Below are 16,752 nucleotides of genomic sequence, written 5' to 3' on the forward strand. Positions count from 1 at the left end.
CGATTGATGCCGGTAGTGCGTTAAACAGTGTTTGGATGTTAAGAAAAATGTAAGCTTATATAGTATAAGGCAGAAGTGAAAAGAAACGAAGTTTTACGAAAAGTACAGCTAATCAACTTCTTTAATCTTATAAACCGTTTCTCCTTCCTTCTTCATGCCATACTCTTCGCGGGCAATACGTTCCAGGAGAAAAGGATCGGTTTCAAGATTTTCGATTTTTTGCTTAAGAACCTCGGTTTCGCTTTTTAGCTGTTCCTTTTTTTCCTTAAGCTCGGCTTTCCGCTGGTTGAGTTCAATACGTGTCCAGATGCTATAGGTGTCGATAAAGGTAAACCATACCACAATAATACCAGCCAGAATAAGGGCAAGAAAAGATTTGCGCCACCGCAAGGGATTTAATAATTGGTAATTCATCAGCGAAGTTGCTTTAAGCAATAGTAATGGCGAACATTAGGGTCGAAAATACTACAAATTATAGATCAAACACAACCAAATGAAGGGCAGGCTTTTTCTATTGTATGGATTCTTATTTTTGTTGCCCTTCTATCTGCAGGCAAAAGTGGCCGTACAGGATACCAGCTCGACTGAGTGGATCAAAGCATACGTTAATCAACCTGCAGACTATTCCGTTGCATTGCCCGGGAACGAAATGGTCCGTTTACGAATATCGAGCAGCTCAAAAATATAAGGGGCATTGGTCCCAGGACTATGGATAAGCTGCGTCCCAATGTGGTTGTGGAGTAGAAATAACTGAGAAATGTGCTAAAATTTGTTTTATTAAAACGCAGTTTTGGATGAGTATTTACCTGCTGTAATGAGGTAGATCGTGATTTTAAGTTAATGAACTATGAATGAATCTATTGATGCCTTACGCTTGAATCTGGGTGAGGGCGGGCTGCTGGTGATGAATATATCGCTGGCTGTAATTATGTTTGGCGTGGCGCTGGAGTTGTCGATTACCGATTTCAAACGCGTTATTAAAGATCCCAAGTCTACCTTAGTAGGTATTTTGTCGCAGTTTTTATTGCTTCCGGCGATAACATTTTTGCTGGTGCTCTTTTTTGAGCCGCATCCGAGCATGGCACTGGGGATGTTTATGGTTGCAGCTTGTCCGGGTGGAAATGTATCCAACTTTTTTTCGTTACTGGCCAAAGGCAATGCAGCATTGTCGGTAAGCATGACGGCTATTGTAACCACTTCGGCCATTATTATGACTCCCTTTAATTTTACGCTCTGGGCCAGTTTATATGAACCCACGAGTATAATATTGAGAGACATCCATATAAATTTGTGGGAAGTTTTTAAGATAATCGGTTTAATATTGGGTATCCCGCTTATTTTGGGGATGAGTGTTCGCCATTACAGAGAAGAATTGGCCAAACGAATTTCAGGCTGGATTAAGGGTTTTGGAATCGTCTTTTTTGCAGGCTTTGTGCTTGTAGCCTTTGGTATGAATTTTGAAAATTTTCTGAGCTATGTGCATTTGGTTATTGGGCTCGTATTTTTTCACAATGCTTTTGCCCTTTCAGGTGGATATGCGCTGGCTTCTATATTTAATCTGCCCTATAAAGATCGAAAATCAATTGCTATTGAAACCGGTATCCAAAATTCCGGCCTGGGGCTACTGCTCATTTTCAACTTTTTTGAAGGATTGGGAGGTATGGCCCTTGTTGCCGCGTGGTGGGGTATTTGGCATATTATTACCGGTCTGGGCATCGGTTGGTACTGGTCTATAGGAAAATCAGCTTTACAACAAGTATTTAGCAATGCGTAAGAATTATCTCTGGTATCAATTTTTCAGGTATGGCATTATTCGTCCGGCGTTAAACCTTTTTTATTCCGATATAACGGTCATCGGAAGAGAGCATGTGCCGGAAAATAAACCGGTAATGTTTATAGCCAATCATCAGAATTCTTTTCTGGATGCGTTGCATATTGTTAACAATACGAGGCATTTTGTTCACTTTTTAACTCGCGCCGAGGCTTATGGCAATCCGATATTAGATCGTTTTTTCTATTCGCTGAACATGCTCCCGGTCTATCGTGCCCGAGATGGTTTCGGAACCATCAAACGTAATGAACAAATTTTTGAAGAGTGTTATGAGCGCCTTGCTCGGAATGATGCCCTGCTGGTGTTCGCTGAGGCAAGCCATGTTATGGAGCGGCGCATACGTCCGCTTAGTAAAGGATTTACCCGCATCGTTTTTGGTGTGGAGGAGAAATATAATTGGGATTTGGACCTGCAGATCGTACCTGTTGGCATCAGCTATGGAAAACACCGAAAGTCTCGGTCCCCTGTGCGCATAGAATTTGGAGAAGTGGTTCCGGCTTTGCAATACAAGAAGGAATATCGGGTGGATGAACGCGAGGCCGCCCACGCGTTAAAGATGGAGATTGCGGATCGTTTGAAAAATCTGACGCTGCATATCCCCAATAAGAAGCACTACGCTTTATATCAGCTAATGCTCGATGAGCTGGAGCCCAATCGTAAAGAGCTGCTGGAACCTGAGCTGGTTAATCGTCGCGCCACAGTCATTGCTGAGCATCTAAATGGTGAGCTGGTAGAGGAATCAGAGTTTTTGCTGGAAAAAGCCGATCAATATGATATTACTCTTCAGGAAGTAGCGAACCCTGTTTCGATTGGAATGAAGGATATTATATTGATTCCTCTTTATGCTTTTTCAATGCTTAACAATGCATTGCCTTATCAGCTTGTCAGGTGGTTGGTAAATAGCTATCTGGAGGACGAAGCCTTTGAGGCTTCCGTGAAATTTATAGTGGGATTATTATTGCCGTTCTATTACTTGGCTATTGCTCTCATCTTGTATTTAGTGGGATTGGACACGCCCTGGATAGTGGCATATGTTTTAGGAAGTCTCGTTACGGCTTCCTTATTTGTGCGGGGGAAAGATCTGCTGGTATCCAAATTGATTGATAAGAAAAAGCGGTCAACATTACTGGATAATGAAAAATTTGCCGAAAAGTTGAAAAAGTTTAAAAACCTGAGATCCGAATTGTTCGATCAACGGGAAGACTAAGTTTGTAGATTATCGTCCCTGTGTAAAAGCATTTTCAAAGTGTTTGATATCCGGAGCCTCATTATTTTTTTGGAGGATAGAAACGATATCAAAACGTACAGGCGCCCCATCCATCTTCCGCTCATAAATCCATGCCTCGGCCGCTTTATAGACATTCTGAATCTTTTCCTCATCCACAAACTCTTCCGGTTCGCCGAAGGTATTTGAGGAGCGCGTTTTAACTTCTGCGAAAACAATGCAGGTCTCATTATCATAAGCTACGATATCAACCTCGGCGCGCTCAAAATGGTAATTCCGTTCCAGAATAGTGTAACCTTTTGATTCAAGGTAGGCAGCAGCCAGTTCTTCGCCCTCATCGCCAATTTCTCTTGTCGTCTTTTTACTCATGATGTTGGGGTGGAGATGAAGAATCCGATTTTGATCCTGTTATGGTGTGTTTCATTTCAGCCAGTTTAACCAGATGCTTCAGGAACTTTAGGTTCTTCTTGTTGATGTATGGTAACAGTGCCTCCGTAAACCGTTCAAACATTTCCAGAAACTCGGTAAACTTTTCGATTCGTTTCTGAAAATCCTGTTCCTCCTCAGAGAGAGATTCTTTTTCTTCGAAAAGGTCGAGTGTTTTGTTCAGATTCTGTCGGATAGGCGCCACCTCGCGCTGTTGCCGCTCCCTGATAATAGTAGAAACAATATTCCAGACGTCTTTCTCGGCGGTGTAAAAATCCCTGCGACTTCCCTTGAAATGTTCCTTGTGAATTAGCTGCCACTGCAACAGGTTGCGCAGGTTCATGTTGGCATTGCCGCGTGAAATATCAAGCTGATCCATGATGGCATCCGTATCCAGCGGGTCAGACTCGGCATACAACAGGGCATGAATTTGAGCCATCGTTTTGTTGATACCCCAGGCCGATGCCATCTCCCCCCAAAGCAAAATAAATTGCTCTAATGCTTCTTCATGGGTTTGGGAGCGAGATTCATTCACACGCTTGGAATCTAAAGTTAATTAATTGGTATTAGTTTTGGAGGAACAAGCTCCACTAGCACAGCATGATGTGTTATTGGCTTGTGCTTTTTCTTTGGCACGCTTTTCCTTGCGGTCACTGTTTTTATAATCCGTAACATAAAAGCCGTCGCCTTTATATACAACGCCGCCACCGCCGGAAATTACGCGCTTTACTTTTTGTCCGGTTTCGGGGCATTCTTCGAGCGCGTCATCTTTAATGCTTTGCTTGATTTCAAAGGTAGTTCCGTCTTCTCGTTTGTACTTATATGTTGGCATAATTGATAATACTTTTTATTTGATTCTGATAGCAGTGAAGAATAGCATAAAATGTGCCAAAATGGTTTGTTGGTACAAATTTACAGTATGCTATGTTAATTCTTGCAGACCTGTTTGTAATCGCTTAATTGCTTCCTTGAGATCATCCATTGATGATGCATAACTGAGTCTCATGCCTTTGGGTTCCCCGAATGCATCGCCGGGTACGGCTGCCAGCCCGTGTTCCTCGATCAGATACATGCATAAATCGGTACTCGATTCAATGGTATTTCCGCTTGGTGATGTGGTTCCGAGATAATGTGAGATATCAGGGAATACATAAAAAGCACCGGAAGGTTTAAAGCATTTGAGTCCGTCGATATTTGATAATGCATCTACGATATAATCACGACGCTTTTTAAATGAGTTACGCATGTTTTTAACGGCCTCAAGATCACCGCGGTAGGCTGCTTCGCCCGCTTTTTGTGAAATGCTGGATGGAGCGGAGGTTTCCTGGCTCTGTATTTTAGCAACGGCATCGGCAAATGGTTTGGGCGCCGCGAGGTACCCGAGACGCCAGCCCGTCATCGCAAATCCCTTTGAAAACCCGTTAATGAGTACCGTGCGTTCTTTAAGTTCCGGTGCGATGTTTAGGATACTTACATGATCATTATCAAAAACAATGTATTCGTAAATTTCGTCCGAGATGATATTAACTTGGGGATGATCGGCCAGTACTTCCGCCAAAGCCTTAAGTTCATCGGCGCTGTAGCAGGTACCCGTTGGATTGGAGGGAGAACAGAGCATTATTGCTTTGGTGTTTTCAGTAATAGCGTTTTCAAGCTGCTCCGGAGTCATCCGGTAGTTATTTTCAAATGAAGTTCGCACCGTTACCGGCGTACCCCCCGCTATATTAACCATCTGTGGATAAGAAACCCAGTAGGGCGTAGGAATGATAACTTCATCGCCTTCGTCAACCATGGCCAGCATGCTAAAGCCTAGTGCCTGCTTGGCGCCGTTGGTACAGACGATCTGGGAAGGATCGTAATTAAGCTTATTGTCGCGCCTCAGTTTATCCGAAATACTTTGGCGCAGTTCGGGCGTACCGGTATTCATCGTATAGCCGTGAAAGCCGTCATTAATGGCTTTAATGGCCGCATCGCAAATATGACGGGGTGTTTTAAAATCGGGCTCACCGGCGCTTAGTGATACAACAGATTTACCCTGGCGGGTTAATTCTTTTGCTTTGGCAGAAATAGCCAGAGTTTCGGAGGGAGAAACAGCTTGCGCTCGTTTTGAGATCATAACGCTATCCAATCAGTTGCTTTAAATCAGTTTAAGAAAGTACTGAAAATAGAAAAAAGTCTGCTTTTATTCTAAGATTGCTTTGGGCGCAGATTAGAATTTAACTCTAAAAAACTTCTTGTAAGTTAAAAGCGCGTAGGATTCCTGTGGTTTTTAATCATACTGTTTGTTCGTACTCCTCAAATCTGTAGCTGTATGCTCCCCATAGCTCCAAGGAATTTACACTCTCAAAAACGAGGTGGTAAAGCTGAGAAGTACAACTTCTTCGCAGCTATGTAATAGAAAAAAGTGTGCTCTATTTCTATGTATTTATGAGATGGATATCCTGGAGGCAGTTAAACAGGTAGCAATTAATAGCCTGGAGGCCTTTGCAAAACCCGAAAATTAAGCTTGTCATTGCGAGCCTGAGAAGCCTGCCTGCGCGGAGCCTTCTATAAAATATGGCTTATGATGTTACAAAAGCTTCGGCATAGGCAGGCAATCTCCCGATCAAAGCTTCTAAAAGGAGATCGCTGCATTACATTCCCCGCATAGGCGGGACACGGCGCGATGACAGTATGGTTTTGCAAAGACCTCAGCCTGTTAATTCATGACCGGGGATAAATCAATCTGGATTACTTTTCTCTATCCTTGAACTTTTCGTGCAGAGCCTCTGCAACGTGGTTGGGCACAAAGGATGATAGATCACCACCCCAATATGCAATTTCCCTGACCAACGATGCCGATATAAAGGTAAGCTGCTCGTTGGGCATCAGAAAAACGGTATCAACTTCAGGAGCTAGTCGACGATTGGTGAGCGCCATGCGAAATTCATATTCAAAATCGGATACCTGTCGCACACCGCGTACCAAAGTTTGCGCATCGCGTTCCTTGGCAAAGTCGACCAGCAGGCCGGTGAACTGTTGAATCTCGACGCGATCAGCCCATGATTTGTCTGAAAGATATTCTTTAATGAGGGCTTCTCGTTCATCCCCTGAAAAGACGGTCTCTTTCTTGTTGTTTACGGCAATGGTAATGATGACCTTATCAAAGAGTTCGGTAGCGCGTTCAAGAATATCCAGATGTCCGTAGGTGATGGGGTCAAATGATCCGGGATAGAGTGCAAGCGTTTCCATAAATAGCAGGGTTTAAAATTCAATTCCAGGTTGATCGAGAAAAATACTTACATGGGTGCGTCCATATTCTTTGTAGTATGCGCAGTGCGGGTGATCGGTAAAATTGTGCCGCTTGTCGTGCTCAAGAATTAACCACCCACCTTCTGCCAGCCAACCGTCTGTGGTAATCGTTTTGATCATCTCGTGCATGTAGGCATAATCGTAGGGCGGATCAGAGAAAATGATATCATAGGGGAGGGACATACCCTCCAGAAATTTTTCTACCGGCGATGTGGCTGTCCTGATTTGATCACTAACATCAAATTCGCGTCCTACACTTTCGATATGCTTGATATTCCTGCGGTCGCTATCTACAAATAGTACTTTTGAGGCCCCTCGTGAAATAGCCTCAAATCCCAGATTGCCAGAACCGGCAAAAAGATCCAAAATATTGGTATTTCGGATATATTTTCGGGCATCAAGTATTGAGAAAAGCCCTTCTTTGGTGCGTGCTGCCGTGGGACGTACGTTTAATGTGTTTGGAATATTTATCTGTCGGCCTTTTAAGGTGCCGGTAATAATACGCATGTGCTGCTAATTCTGTTTTTAAAACCTTGTTTAGGTGCAAAAGTACAAAAAATAATACTGACAGAGATAATTGCCGTATAAAGATAGTTATTAATTGTAATCCAGAGCTAACATTATTGCCGGGAAAGCCGACTCGAGATTGAAGCCATAGGTTTGTTCGTCAGCTTCGATCTGTATTTTCTTCAGCGTGTCCATTTTTGTAATCGTTCCCGCGTCATCCCAAAAAGGTTCAAGAATCTCAATAACTTGAAAAGCATTTTCGCCATAGACGTAAATCTCTTCGTGCAGTCCACCCATCCAGCTAAGCTGCTGCGTATGTTGCAACCACAAATAGGGAAGGTCCTGAACTTCATCGTAGGTTATATATGTGGCACCGCGCAGCTTGCCGAGTATAAATGAAGCTATCGAAATGCAGTTTTGGTAACAGCAAATCGTCATAAATGATCCTCCCGGGTTTACATGCTGTATCCAGCGTAATCCTATTTCAAAATCACTGATCAAGTCGGTTGTGGAGGTGTTACCGGCTAATTTCTGAAATCCTTCGAGGGATTGATTATCGCGCAACAACAGAAATTTATAATCCTGATTGCTTAATGTGTACCAGGTGGGCTGTATGTTTTTGCGGTCGATCCCGCTCATCAAGATGTTGATATGCTTTTCGCGTTCATCGGAGTCGTCATAAACGATTTTGGGGACCGATGTCCAGCATTCTTGAGTAGGTAATGAAAGAATACGCAGATGCCGAATTTCGTATTCTTCCTTGAATTGATCTATGGTTTGTTTGATACCCCGAAAATGCTGCTCGGAATTACCAAGCAGCGTTTCGGTAATATCAAAATTAAAATCGTAGCATCCTATACGCGCCAGCTTTTGTGGACTTGTTGGATCGTTGACAGCATAAAAGAGCTGATTATTAAAAAAGCAAAGTCCTAAGCAAGGATGTTGTTCCTCCATCTTTCATTACTTCCAACTGGCAGCGTTAAGTTCGGTCGTGTTTTCAAGCGATCCGATACGATCTTCGGTGTCGGGATCTTCGAGCAGATAAATTTGGGGACGAAGGGTATCGTTGAGCGTATACTCAAACTTTTTATGGGGTGGACGCGGAGAGTAGATTAATGAGTCCGGTTTGTAACTCTTGTTTGGGTCTAATGGTGCAAAAAGAGAATCCCCTGCAGCAACCATGGCTGAATCTGTTTTTAACCATGTTACCAATGTATCAAGTCCACCCTCAGTTGGAGGAAAGTTATCCTTATCTTGCTCGTATTGGACCAAAGCATCGCGGACAAGTCCCATTTGATGACGTACTTTCTCAGTCATCTGTTCGCGTTCAATAACTTCTTGGTAGGGATCAACAATTGAATGATACAGCCAATAACCTAAGGCAAGGATGACAATTCCCAGTACAATACTTAATATTCTATTACGCTTTTCAATATCCATGTGCAGATACGTATATAATTAAAGTGGTTTTTGAAAATATGACTTTGAAAATACATGCCGACTTACTGATATGCAACTGCAAGTCTAAAATGGAAAGTTTTTTCTAATATTATTTTTCATGCCTAATGTATGTTCTTATGCACTATTTAATGGCTTTAGGTGAAAAACTTTTTCTATGAGATAAGAAGATAATCCTCGTCGCTTAAATTGCTGCAGATCTTCCAGCTTTGATTGTTCGTGTAAGCATTCAAGTTTAAACCGGTGGCCAAACAGCTTCTTTAGCTCTTTTTCGTCCACTGAAAAGGGCGGACCGTTCATCTCACTTTGATCATATTCAAAGGTCTGTATCAATATTTGGGTACTATAATTACAGAGTTCGATAATTTTTTCAGCATGGTATTGTCGTTTTTCAGCAGGCAAGGCTATGATAGAGGCTTTATCATAGATGAGATCCTGAGGCGGAATTTTGTCAGCCGGCAGCTTTGCGAAGTCTCCCTCCCATAACTCCATCGAATTGGAACGGTATATCATAAAGCCGTGACTGGTATCCTGAATAAATGATTCGTTGTGTTGTTGCATCACATCACGAAGTGCTTTTGAGGATACTTCAACGCCGATGACGGTATCGCATTGATCGGCAAGCCATTCCAGATCAAAGGATTTACCACAGAGTGGTACAAGAACCCGAGCATCCGAGTTCATGTTGAGATGACTCCAAAGGTGAGGAAGCGGCGGATAAACAGTATCCATATGCCAGCCGGTATTTCCTTTTCGCCATCGGCTTTTCCAGTAACTTATTTCCATGGATGTTCTTCAGTCTGATTTCTGTGTAAAAATAAAACAATTGTATGTTGATAAAATCTAATAATTGATTCAATAAATAAAGAAGGAAAATAACGAGTTTTACAAAATCGTAATTCTATTGTGATTAGGTTATATTTAGCCATTTCGAAAATGCCTGTGCTTTCAATTCAAACGCTAATGTAAACGACAAATTTCAGCAAGTCCGTTGAACCGGAAAGTTTTAAATCTGGCCATTCCTAATATTATAAGTAATCTTTCCGTGCCTCTGCTTGGAGCGGTTGATACGGCATTGGTAGGGCATCTCGAAGAAGCCTATTACCTTGGAGCTATTGCTGTAGGGAGCATGATTTTCAACTTCATCTTTTGGGGATTTGGGTTCCTGCGGATGGGAACAACCGGGCTTACGGCACAGGCTTTCGGAGAGAAAAATCAGACAGACAGCATCATGACGCTGGCACGGGCGTTAACGGTGGCCATTGTTTTTGGAATTTTAATTGTACTGCTGCAGGCATGGATTGCCGACCTCAGTTTTTGGCTCGTTGAAGCATCCCCTGAAGTAGAGCGGTATACCCGGCTCTATTTTGAGATACGAATCTTTACCGCTCCGGCAACGCTAAGTCTGTATGCGATCAACGGCTGGTTTCTGGGGATGCAGAACGCCCGCTATCCCATGATTGTCACTATCTTTTTGAACAGCATTAATATAGGACTCGATGTGCTGTTCGTTTATGGGTTGGGCATGACGGTAGATGGTGTTGCGCTGGGTACGCTCATTGCTCGTTATGCCGGGGTAACGCTGGCAGTAGTGCTGCTGATCTATAAATACAGAAAATGGCTGAGTGGCTATGTGCATGATCTCTTGCTTGAGCTGGAAGCTATTAAAAAATTCTTTTTGGTCAATCGTGATATTTTTATTCGAACCCTATGTCTCATTTTTACCTTTTCCTTTTTTACGGCAAAATCTGCCGAGTTTGGAAATGTAGTACTGGCAGCCAATTCTATACTGTTACAGCTCTGGATGCTTGTCTCGTACGGCATCGACGGATTTGCCTATGCCGCTGAAAGCTTGATAGGTCGGTATACAGGTTCCAATCAACAAAAGCGAGTGAAGCTGGCTGTAAAATATTGCTTTATTTGGGGGACGGGCATTGGCGTGGCGGCGTCGCTTGTATATGCTATTTTTGATGTGCGAATTCTTCAGATATTTACAAATCAGCAGGATGTCATCAATACGGCAATGGTTTATTTTCTGTGGACGATTGCCGGACCTACGGTGAGCAGTTTTTCATATATCTGGGATGGCATTTTTATTGGAGCCACGGCAACCGGTCCCATGCGCGACTCTATGATTATCGCGACGCTGATCGTCTTTCTGCCTACTTATGCTATTGGCGTACATTATGTTGGGAATCACGCGCTGTGGCTTGCAATGACGCTCTTTATGTTGGCTCGTGGTGCTACGCTCACCTATTTTGCTCCCAAGCATATACTTAAAATAAATTTGTTGTCGAAACAGTAATTTATAATAAATCCTCATGGTTTAGTTGAACCTGATGATCTATTTCTGAGTAAGGATTACTTGTCAAACCCTGAGGATTAATAATGAATATTTAAAGCACGGTTTTATGAAGACAATAATGCTAATGCGTCATGCGCAATCATCGCATGGAACCGGGAATCAGAAAGATTTTGATCGGCCACTCGCTGAACAGGGAAGTATTGATGCATCGCGGATGGGATTGTTCATCAGGAAAGTCGCTGTCCAGCCCGCATATATTGAGGGTTCTACCGCGAAGCGTGCACAAGAAACGATCGAGCTTATTATAAAAGCTGCTGATTTAACATCGGATATGGTGACCTGGAATGAAGATCTTTATTATGGCGGCGCGCGCGATTACCTCTCGGCAGTACAAAATGCTTCCGACGATACCGATAGAATTATGATTGTAGGGCATAATCCACTGCTTGAAGAAACGGTTTCGCTGCTTTGCAATGGTGAAGGAGAATATGTAGCAAGGATACCTTCGGGCGGACTGGTTTGTATTGAGCATCCGGCGATAAAATGGAAGCAGATAAAACCTGGTACGGCTCGTTTTCGGTGGATGATGGTTCCCGAACTTTTACAAAAAATGGATTAACGCTTATCCAATCACATCTTTGTAATCAGCCAGACGAGAACTTTTATCTTCCTCGTCAATAAGTTCTAAAATATGTGATACGGCCTCGTGTGGATCGCGATAAAAGTGGTCGGACCCCAGAAACTCTCTTAACCCTGATTTGTCAACTACGTCGCGGACCGGCCCTTTAAGTCCCGCAATATACAGTTCGATATCCCAGTTTTTAAGAGTACCCACCATCGATTTTATCTTGTCGATGGCTGTGGTATCTAATGAATTAATGGTGCTTCCATCAATAATAACATATCGCGTTGATTGATTGCGTTTACGGCTTTTTTCAATGATGTAATCCCTGAAGAAATCAGCATTAACAAATGAAAATGACGCATCCACCCGTAAGATCATAACCCCGTTAATAGGTTTAGCTTCTGGATTCCGGTCCAAATTTTTAAATAGTCGTGTACCTGGAATAATACCAAGCTCTGCTACATTGGGTCGGCTGTAGTGGTAGAACATGTAAATCATTGAAGCGATTACGCCTAACAAAATTCCTTCTTGTATGCCAATAAGAAGAGTACTTAGGGCAGTAAAAATGGCAATAAGTCCCTCACTGCGTTTGGTTTTGTATAAAAACTTGAATTCTCCAATGTCAATGAGGTTAAGGGCCGAAACAATAATGATGGCCGCGAGTATTGGCATGGGCAGGAAGTAGAAAATAGGTGTCAAAAACAGAAGGGTGGCGATGATGACGACAGAGGTTATAATATTGGCCAGTGGTGTTTGGACATTAGCCTGCTCGGATGCCGCCGATCGGGAAAAGCTGCCTGATACGGGAATGGATTTAAATAAGCTGCCCAAGAAGTTGGAGGCACCAAGGGCTACGAGCTCGTGATTAGCATCAATAATATAGTTATGGCGTTTGGCAAACGTTTGTCCCAGCGAAGCCACGCTCATAAACTGTACCAAAGCTAAAGTGAGTGCGGTGGGTAGTAATTCTCGCATGTTGTTAAAATTAATTTCCGGCAAAGCAAAAGATGGTAACCCGGATGGGATATCACTAACTAATTGAATACCTAATTTTTCGGCTCCAATTCCCCATGATAATACCAGGCTGCCAATAAGAATGATTACTGAAGATGGAAAAACAGGTTTAACATATCGCATGATAGCCAGTAGCAAAATAGCGCCACCACCCCACATAAATGTTTGCCAATGAATTTCGTCGAATTGCAGCAGCATTTCTTCTATGATAACGAAGACATATTGCGTTTGTGGAATATTGATACCTAATAAATTATTTACCTGACTAAATGCAATAATGATGGGAGCAGCAAGCGTAAAACCGGCTATTACAGGACGTGAAAATATGTTTAAAATTGATCCCAGCCGCATTGATCCCATTAATAGTTGCATACCCCCGGCCATCATCGTAAGTAGAATGGTAAGCGTGATATATCGATCGGTGTTGGGTTCGGCAAGAAGGCTAACGCCCGCGGCAACAATGAGCATATCGATGGCGACGGGGCCGATGGACAGGTTTTTAGATGTACCTAATAGCGGATAGATAAGCAGAGGGATGACGCCGGCATAAAGGCCGTAGATGGGAGGAACGCCCGCAATTACGGCGTAAGCCATGCCCTGTGGAATAAACATCACGCCGGTCGTTAGTCCGGCGGTAAGATCCCCGCCAAACTTATGGCTGTTATAATTGGGCAGCCACTCTGCAATTCTAAATGTTTTCCGTAGCCATTCTTCCATATATCAGTAAGATCCCAGTATCATAAATTGCCCCAAAGATAATAGTTTTGAAGTTTTTTTGTCTATTGAAATAAAAATTATGGCTCATAATATAGATGTTATAGTGGCCATATTATAGGAGCTAAGATAATTACTGTGATCCATAATACAATAGCCAGAGGAAATCCCACTCTGGTAAAATCAGTGAACTTATAGTTTCCGGGGCCATACACCATTAAATTGGTCTGGTAGCCAATAGGAGTCAAAAGTGCCATTGAAGATACCAAGGTAATACTTACGATAAATGCTCTGGGTTCTAATCCCTGCGATTGGGCTACAGATAGGGCAATGGGGAACATCAGGGCAATGGCACCATTGTTGGTGATGGTCTCGGTAAGTAATGCTGTTGCTAAAACAAGTCCGGCAAGTATAATTCTTGGACCGTAATCACTGGTTAAACTAAGTATGCCATTACCTATTAGCTCTGCAGTCCCGCTGACTTCCATCGCTTTTCCAAGCCCAAGTGCTGCCCCGATAACTATTAAAACCGTCCAGTCGATCGATTCTTTTGCATCCCCCGGATCAATAACATTAAAGGCCAGCAATACTGCTACTCCCAAGATGCCAGCTAACGCAATATGGAAAACACCGGCTGTAACTGATGCAATGACGCCAATAAGGACGAATACGGATATATATAGATCTTTTCCAACATCCTTATCTTTTTTTGGCTCGTCGTTAGGTGTAGGCAACTCTCCGCCAGCCTCACTTGTCAGGTAAAAATCTTGTGAGTCTTCATGGGCCTGTTGGAAACCGCGTTTAGTGTCTAACAGTAATACATCGCCCGGACGCAGAACAAATTCGCCGAGATTTTTCCGAATGCGTTTTTCACCTCTTCTAACACCGGTAACGGCGGCGCCAAAACGATCTAAAAGCTTTGCCTCTTCAACCGTAGATCCTACCAGTCGTGAACCTTCTTTGACAACTACTTGATGTAGTTCCCGGTCCTTTTTTTCGTCCCGCTTAATATCGCGCGGCGGTTTGAATGCAAGTCTCAGGCCAGGATAATCAGTAAGATCGGGAGATATTTCTGAAATTCCTTTTTTGGGAGCATAAAACAGGTGATCGCCTGATCGCAGCTTTTCATCCTTGGATACGGGAGCAATCTCATTGTCATGTCTATTAATACGTACAAGACGAAAGCCCGGGAATTGTTGTAAGTTTGCCTCTTCTATTGTTTTGCCAACGAGTGCAGCTTCTTCTGTTATCTCAAGTTCAACGAGCGATTTACGTTGTGTTTCCTCCTCATCACGAATATCACTGCGGTCTGGCGTTAATTTAGGACTAAAAATAATAATGTAAGTCAGACCAATGATAGCACAGGGAACCCCCAGCCAGGCTAATTCAAAAAATGAATAACCGGCCAAACCATTACTTTGTAGCAAACCGTGAGCAATAAGGTTTGTGCTGGTTCCAATTAATGTGCACATACCCCCTAAAATGGCTGCATAAGAAAGCGGCAGCAATAATTTTGATGATGATACATTGTATTTTCGTGCCCATCGACGGATAGCAGGGATTCCCATTGCAACAATAGGCGTGTTGTTTAGAAAACCGGAATAGATAGAAACGCCGGGACACATTCTTAGTAGTATTTTACGAATATTTTGGCTACCGCTTCCCAGTATATATTCGCTTGCTTTTTCAAGAGCTCCACTATTGCGCAATGCTGCGGCAATAACGTAAAGTGATCCCAGGGCTACAATAGTAGTATTTCCAAACTGATTGACGGCTTGATCGAGACTTATGACGCCTGCCGCGGTAACAATACCAACAGCAGTTAGAAGTATGGCGTCGGGACTCCAGATATCAAAGAATAGTGCCGTAAACGCTAAAACGATAACAGCAAGAGTTATTGCAATATCTATACCCATAAATAAATGAGATTTGTATAGTTAATACTCCTGATTTTCTGATACGCTGAATTGGATACTATCTGCCCGAAATTATCAATTTTTTAAACAAACTTGAGCCGTCGCAAAATTCCGAAATTCGGAAGATAATATGTGAATATCTATTGGGATGGGATGGAAAAATTTCGACATAAAAACTAATTTTTATCTGGTATCGGAGCACCTCTTTTTAATGTTAATTTTCATAAACTGGCCTTCGATTTGCGGGAGCAGATGAAATATAGAAAGGACCGGGGTTTTATCGGCAGAAGCCTGTTATCGTTTACTTGATGTACTATCAGCTGGAGATACTTGGATATTGGCAGGAGAGAAACATCATCCTAAAAGAAAGAGGAGTAGCAGATTGATAATTAGGCCCCTAATTTATTGAGGGCGCTTATGTTGGATAAAAAAGTGCATAGAATGAATTATGTGGATGAAGAATTACGAAGGTGCGTAGATTTTTTCTTACATTAAAGCGTTTTGAATGTTATTGATATTAAAATTGACTTAGATTTTCGATTATGAATTACAAGCACAAGTTTTTTTATCTCTGTAAAACCCCACTTAGCGCTGAAGGTCCCGATGATGTTGAGATAATTGACCGGGCCGAAAGCAGTGATGAGTTTCCTGAGCTTTTTAAGGAATATGAGGAGCTGCGTTCGCATGCGTTTAATGAAGATAAGCTTTACAGTATTATTCGTGCGGATGATGTGTTTGAGATCTTGCGAACGGGTACGGAACGGGAGGCCAAGGAGATGGCTTTTGACAAGGCCCAGCAAGAGATTGTCACAAATCTGCAGCACCGGGTAATGCAGAAGGATGATAAAGAGGCTAAAGCTATTCTTAAGGAAGTGCATGATGTTGAATCGTAAGTGATTTGATATTACCTGCAGTTTCGGACCCGGTTTGTGATGGCAAAAAAACGACCTTTCTATATTGTTAAGCAGGATAAAGATATTTTTGTCGTCGACAAGCCGGCGGGATTGCTTGCGGTACCTATCCCCGATAGTAACGTCAAGAATTTATACGATCTTGTTGCGGATCACCTTGCCAAGCACGGTGTACGTGTGGGCGTGGTGCATCGTATTGATCGTTATACCAGCGGGCTGATGGTGTTTGCTAAAAATGAGCGCGCTTATAATGATCTTGTTGAAAAATTTCGCAATCATGAGCCCAAACGGACCTATCTGGCAATGGTGCGTGGTATCGTAGAACAGGACGAGGGCGTCCTGGAGCATTATCTGAAGCTTATTAAAGAGGGGTTTCGCAATATTGTGGTTGATTCCGAAGAGGAGGGTGCTACCCCGGCGCGTTTGTCATACAAGGTAAAAGAACGATTTTTAGAAAATACGCTGGTGGAAGTGCAGCTGGATACAGGGATTAAAAAATCAGATCCGCGTACAGTTTGAGCATATTGGT

General features: G+C 42.8%; 19 protein-coding genes. 7 read left to right on the forward strand and 12 right to left on the reverse strand.

Annotated elements, in window-relative coordinates; genetic code table 11:
* Positions 1 to 108: 108 nt before the first annotated feature.
* Entirely contained in the window at positions 109 to 414 is a 306-nt protein-coding gene (locus tag U5J89_RS11930; RefSeq protein ID WP_322575859.1) for a septum formation initiator family protein, read from the reverse strand.
* 219 nt (positions 415 to 633) lie between these two features.
* On the opposite strand from U5J89_RS11930, the gene U5J89_RS16010 reads away from it, so the two are divergent.
* The 3 genes from U5J89_RS16010 to U5J89_RS11940 all read left to right on the forward strand — a co-directional run bounded on the left by U5J89_RS16010 (position 634) and on the right by U5J89_RS11940 (position 3,038).
* Positions 634 to 744, forward strand: coding sequence for a ComEA family DNA-binding protein (locus tag U5J89_RS16010; protein ID WP_416208528.1), 111 nt, complete (start codon positions 634 to 636; stop codon positions 742 to 744).
* 103 nt (positions 745 to 847) lie between these two features.
* Positions 848 to 1,774 carry a bile acid:sodium symporter family protein gene (locus U5J89_RS11935; protein WP_322575860.1) on the forward strand — a complete coding sequence of 309 codons (927 nt, stop codon included), beginning with the start codon at positions 848 to 850 and terminating at the stop codon, positions 1,772 to 1,774.
* Complete coding sequence (locus U5J89_RS11940; protein ID WP_322575861.1) at positions 1,767 to 3,038, forward strand: 1-acyl-sn-glycerol-3-phosphate acyltransferase; 1,272 nt, start codon at positions 1,767 to 1,769, stop codon at positions 3,036 to 3,038. The genes U5J89_RS11935 and U5J89_RS11940 overlap by 8 nt, the downstream gene beginning before the upstream one ends.
* A 9-nt stretch (positions 3,039 to 3,047) precedes the next feature.
* On the opposite strand, the gene U5J89_RS11945 is transcribed toward U5J89_RS11940, so the two are convergent.
* From U5J89_RS11945 to U5J89_RS11985, 9 genes are all read right to left on the reverse strand, one after another.
* Complete coding sequence (locus U5J89_RS11945) at positions 3,048 to 3,425, reverse strand: YraN family protein (RefSeq protein ID WP_322575862.1); 378 nt, start codon at positions 3,423 to 3,425, stop codon at positions 3,048 to 3,050.
* Positions 3,418 to 4,017 carry a hypothetical protein gene (locus U5J89_RS11950; protein WP_322575863.1) on the reverse strand — a complete coding sequence of 200 codons (600 nt, stop codon included), beginning with the start codon at positions 4,015 to 4,017 and terminating at the stop codon, positions 3,418 to 3,420. The genes U5J89_RS11945 and U5J89_RS11950 overlap by 8 nt, the downstream gene beginning before the upstream one ends.
* 21 nt (positions 4,018 to 4,038) lie before the next feature.
* Positions 4,039 to 4,314, reverse strand: a complete 276-nt coding sequence (locus U5J89_RS11955; RefSeq protein ID WP_322575864.1) for an FmdB family zinc ribbon protein — start codon at positions 4,312 to 4,314, stop codon at positions 4,039 to 4,041.
* Positions 4,315 to 4,404: 90 nt separating this feature from the next.
* Positions 4,405 to 5,598 (reverse strand): pyridoxal phosphate-dependent aminotransferase, encoded by a 1,194-nt coding sequence (locus U5J89_RS11960; RefSeq protein ID WP_322575865.1) that lies wholly within the window; start codon positions 5,596 to 5,598, stop codon positions 4,405 to 4,407.
* 614 nt (positions 5,599 to 6,212) lie between these two features.
* On the reverse strand, positions 6,213 to 6,713 hold the full coding sequence (coaD, locus tag U5J89_RS11965) for a pantetheine-phosphate adenylyltransferase (protein WP_322575866.1): 501 nt from the start codon (positions 6,711 to 6,713) through the stop codon (positions 6,213 to 6,215).
* A 12-nt stretch (positions 6,714 to 6,725) separates the two neighbouring features.
* Positions 6,726 to 7,280, reverse strand: a complete 555-nt coding sequence (gene rsmD, locus U5J89_RS11970) for a 16S rRNA (guanine(966)-N(2))-methyltransferase RsmD (protein ID WP_322575867.1) — start codon at positions 7,278 to 7,280, stop codon at positions 6,726 to 6,728.
* A 90-nt stretch (positions 7,281 to 7,370) separates the two neighbouring features.
* On the reverse strand, positions 7,371 to 8,234 hold the full coding sequence (locus U5J89_RS11975; protein ID WP_322575868.1) for a hypothetical protein: 864 nt from the start codon (positions 8,232 to 8,234) through the stop codon (positions 7,371 to 7,373).
* A 6-nt stretch (positions 8,235 to 8,240) separates the two neighbouring features.
* Positions 8,241 to 8,720 carry a hypothetical protein gene (locus tag U5J89_RS11980; protein WP_322575869.1) on the reverse strand — a complete coding sequence of 160 codons (480 nt, stop codon included), beginning with the start codon at positions 8,718 to 8,720 and terminating at the stop codon, positions 8,241 to 8,243.
* Between the two features lie 135 nt (positions 8,721 to 8,855).
* On the reverse strand, positions 8,856 to 9,524 hold the full coding sequence (locus U5J89_RS11985) for a hypothetical protein (protein WP_322575870.1): 669 nt from the start codon (positions 9,522 to 9,524) through the stop codon (positions 8,856 to 8,858).
* 205 nt (positions 9,525 to 9,729) lie between these two features.
* Here U5J89_RS11985 and U5J89_RS11990 point away from each other — a divergent pair, with 205 nt between their 5' ends.
* The gene (locus tag U5J89_RS11990) at positions 9,730 to 11,043 is read left to right on the forward strand and encodes an MATE family efflux transporter (protein WP_322575871.1); all 1,314 of its coding nucleotides are present in this window, start codon (positions 9,730 to 9,732) and stop codon (positions 11,041 to 11,043) included.
* 106 nt (positions 11,044 to 11,149) lie between these two features.
* Entirely contained in the window at positions 11,150 to 11,662 is a 513-nt protein-coding gene (locus U5J89_RS11995) for a SixA phosphatase family protein (protein WP_322575872.1), read from the forward strand.
* Positions 11,663 to 11,665: 3 nt separating this feature from the next.
* Here U5J89_RS11995 and U5J89_RS12000 read toward each other — a convergent pair whose 3' ends face one another.
* Positions 11,666 to 13,399 carry a SulP family inorganic anion transporter gene (locus tag U5J89_RS12000; RefSeq protein ID WP_322575873.1) on the reverse strand — a complete coding sequence of 578 codons (1,734 nt, stop codon included), beginning with the start codon at positions 13,397 to 13,399 and terminating at the stop codon, positions 11,666 to 11,668.
* Between the two features lie 98 nt (positions 13,400 to 13,497).
* The gene (locus U5J89_RS12005) at positions 13,498 to 15,312 is read right to left on the reverse strand and encodes an SLC13 family permease (RefSeq protein WP_322575874.1); all 1,815 of its coding nucleotides are present in this window, start codon (positions 15,310 to 15,312) and stop codon (positions 13,498 to 13,500) included.
* A gap of 542 nt (positions 15,313 to 15,854) precedes the next feature.
* Between U5J89_RS12005 and U5J89_RS12010 the strand changes: the two genes are divergently transcribed.
* Positions 15,855 to 16,205 (forward strand): hypothetical protein, encoded by a 351-nt coding sequence (locus U5J89_RS12010; protein WP_322575875.1) that lies wholly within the window; start codon positions 15,855 to 15,857, stop codon positions 16,203 to 16,205.
* A gap of 39 nt (positions 16,206 to 16,244) precedes the next feature.
* Entirely contained in the window at positions 16,245 to 16,742 is a 498-nt protein-coding gene (locus U5J89_RS12015; RefSeq protein WP_322575876.1) for an RNA pseudouridine synthase, read from the forward strand.
* Positions 16,743 to 16,752: the final 10 nt, after the last annotated feature.

The sequence above is a fragment of the Fodinibius sp. genome (assembly GCF_034521915.1).
Taxonomy (GTDB): domain Bacteria; phylum Bacteroidota; class Rhodothermia; order Balneolales; family Balneolaceae; genus Fodinibius.

Coding starts and splice junctions, on each gene's coding strand:
- U5J89_RS11995 (WP_322575872.1), top strand. CDS start 11,150: ATGAAGACAATAATGCTAATGCGTCATGCGCAATCATCGCATGGAACC.
- U5J89_RS11960 (WP_322575865.1), bottom strand. CDS start 5,598: ATGATCTCAAAACGAGCGCAAGCTGTTTCTCCCTCCGAAACTCTGGCT.
- rsmD (WP_322575867.1), bottom strand. CDS start 7,280: ATGCGTATTATTACCGGCACCTTAAAAGGCCGACAGATAAATATTCCA.
- U5J89_RS11975 (WP_322575868.1), bottom strand. CDS start 8,234: ATGGAGGAACAACATCCTTGCTTAGGACTTTGCTTTTTTAATAATCAG.
- U5J89_RS11955 (WP_322575864.1), bottom strand. CDS start 4,314: ATGCCAACATATAAGTACAAACGAGAAGACGGAACTACCTTTGAAATC.
- U5J89_RS11945 (WP_322575862.1), bottom strand. CDS start 3,425: ATGAGTAAAAAGACGACAAGAGAAATTGGCGATGAGGGCGAAGAACTG.
- U5J89_RS11980 (WP_322575869.1), bottom strand. CDS start 8,720: ATGGATATTGAAAAGCGTAATAGAATATTAAGTATTGTACTGGGAATT.
- U5J89_RS11940 (WP_322575861.1), top strand. CDS start 1,767: ATGCGTAAGAATTATCTCTGGTATCAATTTTTCAGGTATGGCATTATT.
- U5J89_RS12010 (WP_322575875.1), top strand. CDS start 15,855: ATGAATTACAAGCACAAGTTTTTTTATCTCTGTAAAACCCCACTTAGC.
- U5J89_RS12000 (WP_322575873.1), bottom strand. CDS start 13,399: ATGGAAGAATGGCTACGGAAAACATTTAGAATTGCAGAGTGGCTGCCC.
- U5J89_RS12005 (WP_322575874.1), bottom strand. CDS start 15,312: ATGGGTATAGATATTGCAATAACTCTTGCTGTTATCGTTTTAGCGTTT.
- U5J89_RS11935 (WP_322575860.1), top strand. CDS start 848: ATGAATGAATCTATTGATGCCTTACGCTTGAATCTGGGTGAGGGCGGG.
- U5J89_RS11985 (WP_322575870.1), bottom strand. CDS start 9,524: ATGGAAATAAGTTACTGGAAAAGCCGATGGCGAAAAGGAAATACCGGC.
- U5J89_RS11930 (WP_322575859.1), bottom strand. CDS start 414: ATGAATTACCAATTATTAAATCCCTTGCGGTGGCGCAAATCTTTTCTT.
- U5J89_RS12015 (WP_322575876.1), top strand. CDS start 16,245: ATGGCAAAAAAACGACCTTTCTATATTGTTAAGCAGGATAAAGATATT.
- coaD (WP_322575866.1), bottom strand. CDS start 6,713: ATGGAAACGCTTGCACTCTATCCCGGATCATTTGACCCCATCACCTAC.